General features: G+C 51.4%; 10 protein-coding genes and 1 pseudogene. 8 read left to right on the plus strand and 3 right to left on the minus strand.

The features are described from left to right. The 3 genes and pseudogenes from NST44_RS18155 to NST44_RS18165 form a co-directional block, all read right to left on the minus strand. The gene (locus NST44_RS18155; protein WP_213616587.1) at positions 1–1389 is read right to left on the minus strand and encodes a sensor histidine kinase; all 1389 of its coding nucleotides are present in this window, start codon (positions 1387–1389) and stop codon (positions 1–3) included. After that, the gene (locus tag NST44_RS18160) at positions 1386–2057 is read right to left on the minus strand and encodes a response regulator transcription factor (protein WP_213616585.1); all 672 of its coding nucleotides are present in this window, start codon (positions 2055–2057) and stop codon (positions 1386–1388) included. The genes NST44_RS18155 and NST44_RS18160 overlap by 4 nt, the downstream gene beginning before the upstream one ends. A gap of 22 nt (positions 2058–2079) precedes the next feature. After that, positions 2080–4198: pseudogene (locus NST44_RS18165) on the minus strand (MMPL family transporter). A gap of 352 nt (positions 4199–4550) precedes the next feature. Here NST44_RS18165 and NST44_RS18170 point away from each other — a divergent pair. The 8 genes from NST44_RS18170 to NST44_RS18205 all read left to right on the plus strand — a co-directional run bounded on the left by NST44_RS18170 (position 4551) and on the right by NST44_RS18205 (position 16087). Next, on the plus strand, positions 4551–6296 hold the full coding sequence (locus NST44_RS18170; protein ID WP_007128393.1) for an RNA polymerase sigma factor: 1746 nt from the start codon (positions 4551–4553) through the stop codon (positions 6294–6296). Positions 6297–6469: 173 nt separating this feature from the next. Next, on the plus strand, positions 6470–7378 hold the full coding sequence (locus tag NST44_RS18175; RefSeq protein ID WP_007128392.1) for an EamA family transporter: 909 nt from the start codon (positions 6470–6472) through the stop codon (positions 7376–7378). 267 nt (positions 7379–7645) lie between these two features. Continuing rightward, positions 7646–8395, plus strand: a complete 750-nt coding sequence (locus NST44_RS18180; protein WP_007128391.1) for a GTP pyrophosphokinase — start codon at positions 7646–7648, stop codon at positions 8393–8395. A gap of 97 nt (positions 8396–8492) precedes the next feature. Next, positions 8493–9629 carry an NAD(P)/FAD-dependent oxidoreductase gene (locus NST44_RS18185; RefSeq protein WP_340900325.1) on the plus strand — a complete coding sequence of 379 codons (1137 nt, stop codon included), beginning with the start codon at positions 8493–8495 and terminating at the stop codon, positions 9627–9629. Between the two features lie 299 nt (positions 9630–9928). Beyond that, a complete protein-coding gene (locus tag NST44_RS18190; protein ID WP_340900326.1) occupies positions 9929–12562 on the plus strand; it encodes a heparinase II/III domain-containing protein in 2634 nt (877 codons plus the stop codon). Further along, on the plus strand, positions 12510–13481 hold the full coding sequence (locus NST44_RS18195; RefSeq protein ID WP_445669835.1) for an ABC transporter permease: 972 nt from the start codon (positions 12510–12512) through the stop codon (positions 13479–13481). Before NST44_RS18190 ends, NST44_RS18195 begins: the two co-directional genes overlap by 53 nt. A 34-nt stretch (positions 13482–13515) precedes the next feature. Further along, entirely contained in the window at positions 13516–14391 is an 876-nt protein-coding gene (locus NST44_RS18200) for a carbohydrate ABC transporter permease (protein WP_007128386.1), read from the plus strand. Positions 14392–14485: 94 nt separating this feature from the next. After that, positions 14486–16087 (plus strand): extracellular solute-binding protein, encoded by a 1602-nt coding sequence (locus NST44_RS18205; RefSeq protein WP_340900330.1) that lies wholly within the window; start codon positions 14486–14488, stop codon positions 16085–16087. Positions 16088–16159: the final 72 nt, after the last annotated feature.

A 16159-nucleotide genomic window follows, 5' to 3' on the forward strand; every position in this document is an offset into this window, starting at 1 on the left:
TTAATCCTTTCCTTCCTTCGGAAACGTAACGGTAAAGGTTGTTCCTTTCCCGAGCTCGCTGTCGAGCGTTATGGTTCCGTTTAATAAAGTGACGATTTCCTTTACAATGGACAGGCCAAGCCCTGTCCCATCTTTCTTGCGGGTCGCGTCTACCCTGTAGAAGCGATCGAAGACTTGCTCAGCCGAAGCTTCCGATAGGCCGATCCCGGTGTCCTCGAATGCGAGGATGATTTTGTCTTTTTTGTTGCTGCATGATATATAGATGTGGCCGTTCGGCCGATTATACTTAATGGCATTTGTAATCAGGTTATCCCAGACGATCCCGAGCAGCTCGCGGTCGGAGAATAGCTTGGCTTCATCCATTTTGTAAGAGATGGTCAGGTTCCGATCCTGCAGGGTCCAGAGATGCTTTTTGACGGACTCCTTGATCTGTAAATCCAGGCGGACCAGGCTTTTTCTAACCGGATAACCGGATTGGTCGAGAGATGTAATCAGCAGCAGCTGCTTGGTCAAATTGGACAATCTCTTGGCCTCGTCGTTGACGATGCCGGCATACTGAATCCGCTCCTTCGCTGGCAGATCCGGGTTGATGAGGAGGTCTGCATAGCCCTGGATATTCATCAATGGTGACTGGAAGTCGTGGGATACATTGCTGATGAAGGACTTACGCGCGACGTCGTTGTGTCGCAGCTGCTGCTGCATCTGCAGGAAGTTTTGGGCCAGCTGGCCCAGCTCATCCTTGCGTCGGATTTCCAGCGAATACGTAAAATCATCATTGGTAATCGCTTTGGTTGCCTCAGAAAGCTCGGAAATGGGATAGATGAGCCGCTTGGTCATTTTGATTACGCCCAGCAGGCTCACCACGGCAACTGCCAGAATAAATCCCGCGAGCATCATATGAATATCGGAAAATAGGGTTTTGCTGTCAGGTTTAACAAACAGTGCATATGACTCTTGACCGATTTGCAGGGGAATCCCGACGGTATTTCTTATATCATTGGAGAAATGGCCCATCATCCAGAATTGATCCCATATGTCGTCTTTGCCCATATACGGAGTGCCGTTTAATACCTGGTCCAACGTGCGTGCCGGCAGCGGGCCGTGCTCAAAGGGCTCACCGAAGAAATACTCATCCCCGGAACCGTTGGCCAAATACATCTGATATCCTAATCGTCCGACTGACTCCAGGAAGGGCTGCAGGGAATGGCTTGATACATGCATTTCCTCTAGGACATGGACGATTTGCTTGGCGACCTCCACGTTTTGCTGGGTGATTTCGTCTTTGGTAAACGCCAGATAGACGACGTTGACCAGAACAAATCCGATCAGGACGCTGATCCCCAGAATGAGCAGTGTAGCTGATATAAACTCCCGGTATAAAGTTCTCATTCGGCAGCCTCTAGCTTGTAACCAATACCCCGGACGGTTTGGATTTCGATTGAAGCGTTGTAACGTTTGAGGCGGTCGCGAATCCGGTTCATATGCGTATTTAACGTTAGCTTGCTGCCATCGTAATCCTCGCCCCATGCCTGCTCCAGAAGAACGGAACGGGGAGTGACCTTGTTGGCTCTGGCAGCCAGCAACGTCAGCAGCTCAAACTCTTTTAGAGGAAAGAGAATGGTTTCATCATTGATGATCACTTCAAAATCGTTTCGGTTAATTTTCACATTGCCGACCTTTACGACACTTTCCATCGCGCGGCCATAGCGGCGAAGGACTACGGCAACCCTAAACAGTAATTCCTTCGGCTCGAAGGGCTTCACGAGATAATCCTCGGAGCCTGATTTGAATCCCTGCTCCTTGTCGGATATTTGCCCCTTTGCTGTCAACAGAATGACGGGGATGTCCAGCTCTTTCGTTAATATTCTAGTCAGGGAGAAGCCGTCCATTCCGGGCATCATGACATCCACTATGGCTAGACTCACCTCTGTCTCCTCCAGAAGCTCAAGCGCATGCTGTCCGTTATTGGCCTGTAAAACCTCATAGCCTTCCCGCGATAAATGGATTGTCACAAGCTGCAGAATATCGTAGTCATCGTCCACAACTAAAATCTTCATGAAAGTCCCCTCCTACCTTGCATTAAGCCTGGGCTGTGTGCTTTTTCTGCTCCGTATCCTTTTCAAATAATAAAATTAAGGAAGGAAGCAGGACGCCTCTCACCAGGAATGTATCGATCAATGTGCCAATGGCAACCATAAAGCCGAACACAAAGAGGTCGGCAATCGGCATGGTGGTCAGCGCTGCAAAGGTTGCAGCCAAAATAACGCCTGCCGAGGAGATGATCCCACCCGTATTGAGGATAGCCACTTCAAGCGCGTCCTTTTAATGCTGCTCTCTCCTCAAGAAAGCGGGAGATTAGAATAATATTATAATCAATTCCAAGAGCCACCAGGAATATAAACGCATAGACAGGAACCCGCGTGCTGATGGACTCATAACCGAACAGAACATCTACCAGGAATAATCCAAGACCTAGAGCCGATACATAAGAAATCAGGATCGTGGCCATCATGTACACCGGCATTTTTAACGAACGAGTCAAGAAGATAAGAAGAATGAGAATCAGAACCGTTTCCAAGACAACTACTTTGACGATGTCATTGTTGTTTGTCGTCCGTTCATCGACTAGTTTGGCTGTCACGCCGCTATAGTAAACATCGCCCTGAAGAGACAACTCGTGAAGGATGGCGTCAGACTCCTTTTGGAGCTCTTCCACAAAGTCGATCGCCTCGGTTGAATATGGATTCAGCGTCAAGGCTGCACTGAATTTTGCCGCTTTGGAATCTTCAGTAATGCCAGTCAGGCGGACGGACTCGATCTCTTCGTAACTTTCCAGCTTCATCAGAAACTGATCGGTCTGCTCCTCGGTTAGCGCATTCTCGGATTCCAGAAGAATCGTGGAAGGCGCAAGCTCGCCTTTGTTATATTTGGACTCTATGATTTCATAACCAACGCGGGAAGGCAGATCCTCCGGAAATTTCTTGACGGTGTCGAATTCGTATTTCAGGTTAAAGACGTTCAAGGCGGAAACGACCATGAAGAAGGCCACGATTCCGCTGATCAATAGCGGCTGATTCACCACAACTTTAGCGACTGTTCCCCAGAAACCGTGTTTGATTTGTTGTTTCTGGCCGAAATTGGGAACCTTAGGCCAGAATGCTCTCCGTCCAAACAGGGTGAACAGGGCAGGGACAAGGGTGACGGAAGCCAGCATAATGATGAGCATGGCCACGCCGAAGACCGGAGCGAAGTTTTGATAATCACGGAAATCCGTAAAGAACAAAATAAGCATAGCAGCAAGCACGGTGCCGCCAGCAAAAAACACCGGCTCACCGGTAGCGCGCATAGCGTGCTGCATCGCCGCATATTTGCTTTCGTGTTTATTCAATTCCTCGCGGTATCGCGAGAACACGAACAATGAATAATCGATCACGGCGGCAAACAGCAGGATGCTCATGATTGAGGTGGTCGAATTGTTGATTTCAAGTCCGGCTGCGCCCATCAAGGCAACGGATTGATTGACCACCTGATATACGATGACCGTGGCAAGCAGCGGTATGAGGGCAAGCAGCGGCGAACGGTAAATAACGATCAATAATACGAGAATGATGATAATGGTGGCAAGAAGCAGAACAAAGTCCGCCTGCTCGAAAAGTTTGACCGTGTCGCCAGCGATCCCCGCCGGGCCAGTAATATAAAAGTCAGTGTTCAGAACCTTAGCAATATCATTGCCAAGCCTGAAGGCTTCATCATTGATTTCCGCGTACTCATGGTTTCCAAGGCCCGGTTCCAGGCTCATGGGAACGATAATGGTAGAGTTATCCGCTGAAATGAACCCTTTTAGGGCATGAGGCGGCAAAGTGCCGATATTTACAATGGATTTAACCCCCTGAATATCGGCTGAGATGATTCCATTCGTGATGCGCTTGACTTCATCCAGATTAATATCTCCGAATGCATTATGAAAAACCAGAATCCCTGGCGTTCCCTGGTCGCTCGGAAACGTCTTCTCCAATTTGTTCTCGGCAATGATGGATTGCGCTTCATCCGGGAGTGATTGGAAGCTGGTCGCTTTGTAATCACCAAGCCTCGGACCGGCGCTTAAACCGATCATAACGATCAGCCAGATCAGGATCGATATCCACATGCCTCTTTTGGTTGAGACCCAATCGGTTATGGGTCTTAATACCCTTCTCAAAGGTTATTCCCCCTCCTTGTTTTGTCGCACTTACTCTAGCACAGCTCAATAAATTTAATATAAACTCGTCCCTCACCATGGGCTTGGGGCAAATCCGCGGAATGGCTATAAGCAAGAGGGACAGATGGATGCCGGCAACCGAAGTGGACAAATATCTTCGGAAGATGCTGAGCTAAGGAGCCGGTAGATCTGACTGACAAGAACCTATGGTAATATAGTCAAAAGCAGAGATCACCGGAGCCTGAAACAAAATTGCGGTAAAGAGGATGCAAAGTTTTTTTGCAAAATTGTCAGAAATGCCTCAATCCCCGAGTCATATAAGCAGTCAACGAAATGAAAGAGGGTATAGACATTGGAAGCGACAGCAGACAAACGGACAGATTGGGATGAAATGGAAGACAGCGAGTTGGTCATTCGCGCCCAGGCAGGGGAACGGGAGGCTTTCGGCGAGCTGGTACGCAGACACCGAGCAAAGGTATACGGCTATGCCAGAGCCATTACCCAGGAGTCCTATCTGGCGGAGGACATCGTTCAGGATGCGCTGTTGCGCGCTTTCCTGCACCTCAGCAAGCTGGTCGATGCGGAGCGGTTCCTCCCCTGGATGCAGCGGATCGTACGGAACCAGGCGTACACCAGGCTCAAGGCGAGACCCACGCTTCAGGAGCAAACGTTCACGGAGCTGGAAGGGGGAGGTCGCTTGAGCGGCCAGGAGGACGGCGAATGGAACGATCTGGACCGCATTCTGTTCAGGCTGAACCGGACCGCGAATGAAGCGGCTGCTTCTGCCAATGCTCCCGAGGAGAAGCTGCTTCAGAAGGAAACGCTGCATTCGTTAACCGACATCATTCATTGCCTGAAGCCGCGAGAGCGGATGATCTTCGAGTCCCATTTCTTCGACCAGCTGTCGCCGCAGGAAATCGCCAAGCTGTTTCAGCTCTCTTCGGCCAATGTATACCAGATTATTTCCAGATCTCGCAAAAAGGTGATCCAGGAAAAAATCCGCGTTACCGTTGACTCCTATATGAAAACAAGAAGGGATATGGGAATTATGAGCAAACGGATTTTGGACTACGGCAAGGAGTTTCACGAAACAGGCACATGGACGACAGCAGCGGATGTGATTTACAAAATGCTGCGATATACGGACCGCAAGCTCTCGCTGCCGATGGTGATGGGACTGACCGGTCATGCCTTCCGCATCAATATCGTACCGAAGAGCGTCCATATTGCGGGACCGACCGGCTATAATTTCAGTGAAGTGCTTCCTAGGGGGCTGCACAATATTGGTTTTCACGCTAAGGTAATTGACGGGATGTCTCCGAATATCGGCGAAAACAGCAATCTGCTTGACCCTTCATTGACGGGGAAGGATGCGATGGGCAAACGCAGCATTCATCGTGAGCTCCCGCGAGCGCTGGATTTGATCCACCGCTCACTGGATCAGGGGATCCCGGTCCTGGCATGGGATCTGTTCTTCCCGGAATTCGGCACCGTGTATGGCTATGATGATGAGACCCGGCTGTTATATGCCGAGGAATGCGGAAAAGTGGAGACGCTGCCATTCGATCATCTGGGCAGAAGCGTGCTCGAGGAGATTTTTGTTCTTGCCATTGACGGCAAAGTGGATCTGACGCTGAAACAGCAGCTCAGGCTGTCGCTGGAATCAGCGATTGAGCATTACGAAGGCAGGGAGAGCGCAATTCCGGCTAACTGCGTCAAAGGATTGGCGGCCTATGATGCGTGGCTCGAAGCGCTGGAGGGCGGTGCGATTGAGCCGAACGGCCATGCCTATAATATTGCAGTGCTGAGGGACGCGCGTTATTATGGGGCGGAGTTCTTTAAAGAGCTGAAGCAGGCTTGGCCGCTTGAGGAGAAGTCGGAAGAGCTGACCCGGCATTTTGATGAAGCGTCGGCCTTGTACCAAGGGATGCATGAGAAGCTCGATGAGCTGCACCGGCTGTTCCCGTTCCCGCAAGGGGGCCAGCCGAACGACCCTCTCGCCGTTAGAGAGGCAAGAGGCTTGGTTGAAGGGATTAAGCCGCTAGAGTCCCAAGTGCTGGAGTGCATGAAGGAGATCCTGGCGTTGATCGGAGACTAAGAACGATGACGTCCTAGCGGGTAAAACGGGTTGTTTACTTTCCGCGAAATCTATTTTAGAATGGAAGCATAATGAAATAGAATTTTATAAGACGAACCCCATTTTTTATTGTTTTCTGGATCCAAAACAATGAGAAATGGGGTTTTTTTGACGTGTGGAGGAGGAACGAAACATTGTATCAATTGCTGAAGAACTCGTTGTATGTTTTTTTAGGGGCGTGCTGCTTCGGGATTTTATCTACGGTCGTAAAGCTGGCATACCGGGACGGATTCCAGTTTGAACAAGTGATGCTGAGCCAATTCGGAACAGGGTGGCTTATTTTGCTGGTCCTCATGCTGCTGTTCGCGAGACGAAGGGTGACCTGGAAGCAGGCGGTGCGTCTTGCCGGCGTCGGCTTATGCACCTGTCTGACCGGCGTTACATATTATCTCTCGCTGCAAAGCATTCCGGCCTCCATCGCCGTTGTGCTGCTGTTTCAATTTACCTGGATCGGGGTGATCATCGAATCGATTGTATACCGCAGGCTCCCGGACAAAGCGACCGTCATTTCGATCGCCATTCTGTTTCTCGGGACGCTGATGGCTGGAGGCATTCTCGGTACGGGCGAGCTTCAGCTTAACCTGAAAGGAACGCTGCTTGCTCTTGCGGCTGCCGTCATGATGGCATTATTCGTCTTCTTCAGCGGGAGGGTTGAGACCGGCATGCCGGCGATCACCCGCAGCTTCTATACATCGACCGGCGGTCTTGTCCTGCTGACGGTTCTGTTAGCGCCCAACGTATTTACGGGGAATGTCCAAATGGATAGCGGTAACGGCTTATGGATCTACGGCTTGATCCTGGGAACGTTCGGGGTCGTGCTTCCGGTGCTCATGTTTGCGCTTGGTGCACCGAAAATCAGCACCGGCCTGGCTACGATTCTAGGAGCGGGGGAGCTTCCGGTGGCCGTCATCGCATCGGTGATGGTGTTGAACGAACAGGTAACTGCCGTTCAGTGGATGGGCGTATCTTTCATCCTGCTTGGCATCGCCTATCCGCAATGGGCGGCGCAGCGAAGCCCGGGCATTCAATTGGCCAAGGATTAAGCGATTCTTTGGCCGGGGCTGATGTCCCGGCTTGGTGCACTTACATATCGGCAGGGGAGCGCATAGACGAGTGAGAATCCGGCAGTCAAACGATCGGTTCTTTTTTACGTCAACGTGATGAAGTTGCAGTGGTACCCGAAGATCAACTAAAATTTAGAGAGGGCGAAAACGAATCCCTGTTTCTAAATATAACCACTCGAGAATGGAAGGGGCGGCAAGCCGTGAGCGCCTAGCGTTTATGTCCATTCGGCCGAAAGGAAGTTATTCATGAATGTAATGCAAATGGAACAATTGAAGCTGATCCGTACGGAAATCACCAGGTTTATGCTGAAATATAAATTCGCGCTGGACGAAATCGAAACCAAAATCGAGATTCTGAAGGAAGAGTTTCAGGCTCTGCATGACTACAGCCCGATCGAGCATACGAAATCCCGCCTGAAATCGCCGGAAAGCATGATGAAGAAGCTGCTCCGCAAGGGAGGAGAAATCTCCTTGGCCTCGATCGAGGAGAACATCAAGGATATTGCAGGACTGCGGATCACGTGCTCCTTCATTTCCGATATTTATAAAATCAGCGAGATGCTGCAGAAGCAAAGCGATCTGACCGTCTTGAACGTCAAGGATTACATCAAGCATCCGAAGCCGAACGGATATCAGAGCTTGCATCTGCTCGTAGAGGTGCCGGTGTTTTTCTCCGATCGGGTGGAGAAGGTATGCGTGGAAGTGCAAATCCGGACCATCGCGATGGATTTCTGGGCAAGCCTGGAGCATAAAATCTTCTATAAATATAATAAGTCGGTCCCACAGCGGCTCCTTGAGGAGCTGAAAGCCGCGGCGGATACAGCTAATGCGCTGGACCATCAGATGGAGCGGCTGAACCGTGAGGTTCAAGCCATCAAGGATATGCACGATGAAGACTCCTTGCTGGAGGAGCTAAAGAGCATTCAGATCAACAACCACAAGTATCAGCTGCCGGCCGGGCTGCTGGAGATTTTCTCGGAGGGTGAAGAAGCTTGAGTCTAGGTGAATCTTCACCGTGTATAATCGAATACATGCAAAGATAAGCCGCGAAGTTCGCGGCTTTTTAATAGACAGATTCTGAAAGGATGTAACCATGAAGAAAGTCATCGTCATTGGATCGGGAATCGTCGGAGCCTCGACAGCCTACGCGTTAGGCAAGCAAGGAGCAGAGGTGCTTGTCATTGACCGTAAAGATGTAGGACAAGCCACCGACGCAGCTGCAGGCATTATCTGCCCCTGGCTGTCGCAAAGGCGCAATCAGGCATGGTACCGGCTGGCCAAGGCCGGCGCGCGCTTCTACCCCGGTTTGATCAAAGAGCTTACCGGGGAGGGGGAGACCGAGACGGGCTATGCCCAAGTTGGTGCGATTAGCATCCATCATAACCAGGAGAAAATCACCGCGATGGAGGAGCGTGCACAACGCCGTAAAGCGGATGCACCGGAGATTGGTGAAATTACCCGGCTAAACGAAAAGCAAACCCATGATGCATTTCCACTGCTGGCAGAAGGCTATCAATCGGTACATATCAGCGGCGCCGCACGGGTAGATGGCCGTGCACTCCGAGATGCGCTGCTCCGATCGGCGCAGCGAAACGGCGCGGTTTTGATTAACGGGGATGCGAGGCTGCAATATCAATCGGGACGCGTCACCGGGGCTGTTGTCGAAGGGCAAAGCTTCCTTGCCGACAAAGTCGTGGTATGTGCAGGCGCATGGGCGGATCAGCTGCTGAAGCCTTTAGGCATTCGTTTTAAGGTACATTATCAAAAAGCGCAAATCATGCATCTGCAGCTTCAGAATCAGCAAGATACAAGCCATTGGCCAGTAGTCATGCCGCCTTCTGACCAATATTTGCTCGCTTTCGATCAGCAGAAGATCGTCATCGGAGCGACTCACGAGAATGATGTAGAGGGATACGATACCAGGGTGACCGCCGCCGGAATGCAGGAAATTCTGAATAAAGGGCTGGAGCTGGCGCCTGGCTTGGCCGACAGCACCTTCCAAGAGGTAAGAGTCGGTTTTCGCCCATTCACGCCGGGCTTTCTTCCGGTGATCGGAGCTGTTCCCGGCTGGGAGGGTCTATTAACCGCCAATGGGCTTGGAGCATCCGGTTTGACGATGGGGCCTTTTATCGGGAGCCAATTGGCAAAGCTGGCGCTGGGGCTGCCGATCGATATCGATATTCAGGATTCTGATGTGCGGAAGGCGATGGATGAGACCGAAGATGGATAGCGATGAAACGATGATGATTCCATAAATACTGGCGTGTCTGTCAGCTCTGATAGGGGTTGTCCCGAAGTAGAAATGGATTGGATTTCTACTGTGGACAGTCCCTTTTTCATGCGTTCATACACCGGCACCTTCAACTTGGCTGAGGATTAAGCAAATAGGTTTAACGAAAAAGAAAAATTTAAATTGACAGCATTTAATAAATACAAGTAAAATACATGTATATTTAGCGATAGCCATATCAAGCTTGATCAAGACAGCATGAAGCCTGATCAACGAGACCGATCAATAAAGCGATGAACATGGTGAAGAATCAAGAGAGGGGCGTTATTGATTTGTACCGGGTAGAGATGATTAGAGTTCCGCTCCTCGAGACCGGCGAGACCCATACGCTGGCGTTCAGGTTCATCGATCCTTCCGGCAGCGTCATGCAAGGCTGCACCCCGGCGGGCATCGTTACCTGTGAGCCGTCACAGGTGCTTCAGGCGGACGGGTTGACGCTGAGCGCGATGGAGCCAGGCGATGCAGAGGTTAAGGTGGACTTTGGTGATAAACGATTCCCTGCCGTCTGCTGGCGTGTTACGGTTATACCGCCTTCCGAGCCCATACATAGAATAACAATCCGGAGCCCGCGAATTTTATTCCTTCGGGAAGAGGCTGAAGCATTCCGTCGGCAGATTAGAGGTAAGGAGGAAACAGCAGGGGATGGTGCTAAGCCCGATTCGGCGTCAGCCATCCAATACCCGAAGCTGTGGCACAGCTACTTAGAGCGGGCAGCCGATTATTTGAACGAGACGGGTTTTACGGTCCATTATCCTTCGATCTCCCAAGAGTGGCATGTATCGCTGCCGCTGGAGGAACCGGAGCCGACAGCAGATCCGGAGGGCTACACCGACTTTCCTTACTGGACGATGTACGCTCGGGCAATCGAGGAACGGCTTGTCGTGTTATCAACCGTTTATATCATCACGGGCATGACCGAATATGCCGAGAAGGCAAGACGTTATTTGCTCGCATTGGCTTCTTACGGAAAATGGTATGAGTTCGATCATCGGGGCGCCGAGGGCAATCTCAGCAATGCTCACTTTCTGATCGGCGTATCCGCTGCTTATGACGCCATCCGCGGCATGCTTACGGAAGAGGAAAGGCTCCATATAAGGGGATCCATCCTAAGTAAAGGATTGCAGCCGTTAGCCATGGATATCGGAAACCGGGATCGGCATAACATCGTGGCCGCCAAGCATGTTGCCATGATGTTCGGAGCGGCAGCGATCGCGGATGAAGTTCCGTATGCAGCCAAATATTTGCAGGCTTCACTTGATTATTTGACGGGTTACTTGGATTTCAAGCTGAATTCGGGGGAAACGGAAGGCTTTTTATATGATCAAGTAGCTGCAAGGCACGTATGGATGGCGGCTGATCTGTACCGAAGAATGACGGGAAATGCCGATCTGGTCAATCATCCTTATTTGGCGGAAGAGCTGCCGGAGCGTTTGCTGCATTTTTTATCCCCGGTTGTGAATACGTTTCCAAACTTCTCGGATTCGTTCTACAAGCTGGATATCGCATATGTCATGGCTATGACGGCCTCGCATCATGCCCATCCTGCAGCGGGCTGGTATATGCGAAGGTATGAGGCGGAGCATCCGGCTGCACTTTTATATCTTAAAGAGGAAACGCTTTCAATCAATCCGGAAGCTTATTACCAAGGAGCCGTCTCCGCCGTGTTCCAGCCGGTCGGCTGGGCTGCGCTGCGATCGGGTTGGGGGAGAGGCGATCACCTCTTATGCTTTACCTCAAGCCCGTCGGCCAAGGATCACAATCATAGGGATCAGAACCAGATCATGCTGAATGTCGGCGGCGAATGGCTTCTGACGGGCCCGGGCTATCAGGACTATGTGCCGGGCCCGAGAGCGGATTATACAACAGGCACGATCGGGCATAATTCGCTGCTTGTCAATGGACAGGGGCAGCAATCGCTCGGCGGCGGGTACATTTGCGACAGTTCGCTGTTCCCTTGCTTCGAAGTCGTAAGCGGGGACGCTTCGGCAAGTTATGGGGAAAGCCTAAGATCGTATCGCCGGACGCTGTATCATATCGACGCGTCTTATTATGTCATCGTCGACGATGCTGAGCTGAACCGGGAAGGGGATGAGGCGGAGCTGTTATTCCACACAACTTCATCCATTTACGGGCCTGATCATTCCCTGATCAGTCCGGGAGAATCAGTAGAGAAGTCCAGCCTGATGATTCGTGGGGATGAAGCTTCGGTTCGGCTGCTGTTTCTGGCTCCGGATCATCATCAGGTTTCCGTCCGGGACTATCCGGGGGCGGAAAGCTACGGACCTTTTATCAGCGTTAAAGCATCATCAGGGAGCAGCATTCGTTTCGTTACGTTGCTGATCCCGCAGTCCGGCGATGCAAGGAACATCACCGTAGACCATGTGACAACAAGCGGTATTAGCGGAATCGGCTTTACCGTACTAGAAGAAGGGGAGCGAAGGGATTACATGATGTTTTGCGATACAACAGAAACGATGGATTACGAAGGCTATTCATTCAGTGGTTCTGCCGTACGATTGAATTCAAGCATGATGGGGCAGGATCCTCTAGATTCCGGCAATTCCGGCAGACTTGATCTGTCCTGTGCGACACGCTTTGCAGGCCCGGGAATCCGCTACCGTTCCGAAGAACCTTTAAGCCTATATTTGGATACCGGAAGTTTGAGAGGGGCTGTTTATAACGGGAATTCGCGAGATGCGTCCTGCGAATTGTGCCTGGATTGGTCCGGTATTCGGCTAAACCTGATCGTTCCTCCCGGTAAGCATGATCTGGATTTGAAACAGGGATGGATCATTCCAGCCGAGGAAAGGGGTGAAACCAATGGAAACGCTCGTACAGGGCACGGAACCAGGAAAAAAACCGACCGCGACTAAGGCAAGCCGAGGCAAGCGGATTCGTGCGCGAATGTGGAAGGACCGCTATCTCTACCTGCTTCTGCTCCCGGGATTGTTGTATTTTATCGTCTATCGGTATGTTCCGATGCTGGGCATCACCATTGCATTTAAAGATTACAGCCCCTTCATGGGCATCGTCGACAGTCCTTGGACCGGCCTCGATAACTTCCGCCGCATATTCGAAAGCTCGGAAGTCGTTCAGGTGATCTGGAATACGCTGATCATTTCATTTCTGCAAATTATATTCGCTTTCCCTGCGCCGATCATCCTGGCAATCATGCTGAACGAGGTGGCGAACCCGCTGTTGAAACGGGTGATGCAGTCGGTGGTATACATGCCTCATTTCCTCTCGTGGGTCGTTGTGGTTGGGATCGTGACGATCTTTTTCCGAAATGAGGGCCTGGTTAACGACCTGCTGCGGGAAGCATTCGGCTCCCAGCAGACGATCGGCTTTCTGACCGAGCCGCAGTATTTCCGTCCGTTTCTGATTTTAGAGGTGATCTGGAAGGAAGCGGGATGGGGAACGATCATCTTCCTTGCCGCACTAAGCGGCGTAAATCCGGCGTTGTATGAAGCTGCCGTAATGGACGGCGCAAGCCGGTTCCGCCAAATCTGGCATATTACGCTGCCGGCGATCCGAAGCACGATCATCATCATGCTGATTATCCGGCTCGGGGACGTCCTAGAAGTAGGGTTCGAGCAGGTCTTCCTCCAGCTGAACGCATTCAATATGCATATCGGAAATACGCTGGATACCTATGTGTACTTTAAGGGAATTCAACAATCCGATTACAGCTTCTCAACCGCCGTCGGCGTGTTTAAAGGGCTGGTCGGGCTGATCCTGGTCATGAGCGCGAACAAATTATCCAAGCGCTTTGGCGAGCAGGGCGTCTATTGATCCGTTGTGAAGCCCACAGAAAGGAGAAACACCCTTGAATCAAAAATCCATCGCCGAACGCTTGTTCAACTCGGTGAATATCGGTTTGCTGCTGCTGATTTCAGCGCTGATGCTGTTTCCGTTTTTATATTTATTCTCGGTTTCCTTCTCGTCCTATGAGGATTTCCTAGGAAGCCGGCTGCTGTTATGGCCGTCGAACTGGACGACCGATGCGTATGAGTACATCTGGAGCTCCCGCACGTTTCGTCAGGCGCTATGGACCACCTCGCTTGTAACCGTGCTTGGCACGCTGGTCAATTTGTTCTTTACCAGCACGATGGCCTACGCCTTGTCAAGACCGATCATCGGCCAGCGGAGCGTCATGTTTATGGTGGTGTTCTCGCTCTTGTTCTCGGCGGGGATGATCCCTACTTATTTGGTTGTGCAGGCAACGGGACTGCTGGATTCGATCTGGTCCTTAATTCTGCCTGTCGCGATCGCTCCGTTCAATCTGATCGTCATCCGGCAATTTTTCCTTAACATACCGGGCGAAATGATTGAGGCCGGGATTGTAGACGGTGCCAATGATCTGCAGATTTTCTATAAAATCATCCTTCCGCTGTCCAAGCCGGCGCTGGCCGCCTTCAGCTTGTTCTACGCGGTGACCCATTGGAACAACTACTTTGCTCCGATTCTGTACATCAATGATTCCTCGAAGTGGACCATCCAGGTCGTGCTTCGGCAGATCGTGGTGGTGGGAGAGACAACCGGCACGCTTGGAGGAGATAACATGTTTGCCGCCCAGCCTCCGCCTCCGGAGACGATCCAGATGGCGGCGATTCTAATGGCTACGCTGCCTATTCTCATCGTGTATCCATTCTTGCAGAAGCATTTTGCCAAGGGTGTCATGCTTGGTGCTGTTAAAGGGTGAGAACTCAGGGCTGCTGCAAGAAGCTGGGCTGTCGCTGAGATCATCATAACTGGGGCGCAAGCTCCAAAATCATAACCAAAATGGGGGAACGTAAATGTCGAAAAAGCGCATGATTACCATGATGATGGCTGCACTTCTCTCGGTCAGCCTGGCCGCCTGCGGTCAGAGCAGTCCGGGACCGAAGAGTGCAGAACAGCCGCAGGAAGGAGGAAAGGCACCAACCGAGGGCGAAGCGAAACAGACCTATACCGTTACGGCAATCGATTACCGCTATGGGGATCCGCCGCCGTCATCCAGCCCGGGGCTGACGATGATCAACGAAAGATTCAATGTCAAGTATGAGCCGACGTTTGTGCCGAATACCGCGTTTGACGAGAAGATCAACGCCACCTTCGCATCAGGCAAAATACCGGATATGATCGGATTGATGTCGGCGGATGTGAAGAACCGCTACAACAAATTTGCCAAGCAGGGTGCATTTCTTGACATCGAACCGTATATCCAGGAATATCCGACGCTGAAGCTGGTTCCGGATTTTATATGGGATGCGGTGAGGGTCGACGGGAAAATCTACGCGATCCCGCAATATGCCCCGAAATACCAGGTCGTTACGGTCATCCGCAAGGATTGGCTCGATAAGCTGGGCCTTGAGGTTCCAACCAACTACGAGCAATTGAAGGAGGTCGCGATCGCATTCACGAATAACGATCCGGACGGCAACGGCAAGAAGGATACGTACGGTTTGGCCATCGGTCAGGATATTAACCCGAACTTCAACCAAGGTCCGTATTGGGACCCGGACGCCTGGTATCATCAGGATGAAGCGGGCAATTATATTCCGGGAATGATCGGCAACGGCCGGAAGGAATTTATCACGATGCTGTCCGAGCTGTATAAAGCGGGTGCGATGACCAAAGACTACGCCATTCTGAACTGGGCGGATACGAATAAAGAGTTCTATTCCGGCAAGGCGGGCATCTTCATCGGAACGCCGCGCGGCATGTCCCAGGAGTATATGGACGGACTGCTGGCCATCCATCCGGACGCACAGTTTGTAAGCCTTGGACCGTTCAAAGATGCATACGGTAATCAAGGACTTACCTCGGGTGCAGGATTTAACGGCATTACTCTGCTAAGCGCCAAGCTGGCGTCCGAGCCGGAGAAGCTGAAGCGGATTCTTACGATGATTGATTTCGGCCGCACCTTCTACCCGGAGGACAGCCGGAACGAGAGCAATGCAGACTTCGACTGGTGGTCCGGAAAAATCGGCGTCGGCTACGAGATGAAAGACGGCGTGCCGGTAAACAAGGAAAACTTCGCATCCGACGGACTCGCGCCATCCACTTATTTTGTGGACAATACGGCATGGGCGCCGCAGGATTTCGACAACGACTACTCGATCACCTATCAGACGAAGCAATTGTCCGATCTGGTTGAGTCCATCGAAGCGATGTATAAGGAAATCAAGCTGTATGCGAACCCGATCACCGGCCTGGAATCCGCTACGGACAATGCCAAAGGCGCAGAGCTTAAAAAATACGTCATGGATGAGCAGGTGAAGATGATTGCCGGCACGCGTCCGGTATCCGAATGGGATCAGCTTGTTCAGGAATATCTGAGCAAAGGCGGAGCCGATATCATCGCCGAGTATAATGCAGGCATTACGGAGAAAGACCCGAAGGCGCTTTTTAAATAAAGCCCAGGAGAAACGTTAAGAGTTTGTCCCTGCAGAATACGTCTGTCCTCACGCGAAGAAGGCTGGCGAGAG

Source organism: Paenibacillus sp. FSL W8-0919, assembly GCF_038003785.1.
In the GTDB taxonomy this organism is placed as follows: domain Bacteria; phylum Bacillota; class Bacilli; order Paenibacillales; family Paenibacillaceae; genus Paenibacillus_AQ; species Paenibacillus_AQ lactis.